Below are 785 nucleotides of genomic sequence, written 5' to 3' on the forward strand. Positions count from 1 at the left end.
CGCGCGCTCGTGCCCGTGCCGCAGGGGGAGCGGTCGAACCAGCCGGGGTGGATCGCCATCGCGTGCCGCGAGTGACGGGCCGTCGAACCGGGCGCGATCAGGTGGACGTGATGGCAGCCCCGGATCGACGGGTCCTCCGGGTGCACCGGCTCCTCCTCGGAGTTGATCGCCTCCATCAGCTCAAGACCCGCGCGCAGGATGTCGTCCTTGCGGGCACGGTCGAACGGCAGCCCGAACTCGTCCAGCGGCAGGATCGCGTAGAAGTTTCCGCCGTACGCCAGGTCGTACGTCACCGTACGGCCGTTCCCGAGCGTGATCTTGCGGTCCAGGGCGACCGCGTACGACGGGACGTTCCGCAGCGTCACCGCCTTCGCCGCGCCGCCCTCCACCTCGACCTCCGCGACCACGACGCCGGCGGGNNGGTCGCCACGCCGATCGTGCCGTGTCCGCACATCGGGAGGTAGCCGGAGACCTCGATGTAGACGACGCCCCAGTCGCAGTCCGGGCGGGTGGGGGGCTGGAGGATCGCGCCGCTCATCGCCGCGTGCCCTCGGGGCTCGTTCATCAGCAACTGCTTGATGTCGTCGCGGTGTTCACGGAAGTAGAGGCGCCGCTCGTTCATCGTGGCGCCGGGGATGGTGCCGATGCCGCCGGTGATCACCCGGGTGGGCATGCCCTCGGTGTGCGAGTCGACGGCGTGCAGGACGAGTTTGCTGCGCATGGCCGGGGGCCTTTCCGTGAGGTGGGGAAGTCGGGGGCGGGGTAGGGGAGGTGGGCGGCGCGCG

General features: G+C 71.0%; 1 protein-coding gene and 1 pseudogene. Both read right to left on the reverse strand.

The window, feature by feature from the left end; all coding sequences use genetic code 11:
• A partial coding sequence (locus AOK24_RS51845; RefSeq protein ID WP_240554366.1) for a proline racemase family protein occupies window positions 1-419 on the reverse strand: 419 nt, incomplete at both ends.
• 2 nt (window positions 420-421) lie between these two features.
• Window positions 422-721, reverse strand: a pseudogene (locus AOK24_RS51850) (proline racemase family protein); the annotation flags it as partial.
• Window positions 722-785 lie beyond the last annotated feature (64 nt).

The organism is Streptomyces niveiscabiei (genome assembly GCF_001419795.1).
Taxonomy (GTDB): Bacteria; Actinomycetota; Actinomycetes; order Streptomycetales; family Streptomycetaceae; genus Streptomyces; species Streptomyces niveiscabiei.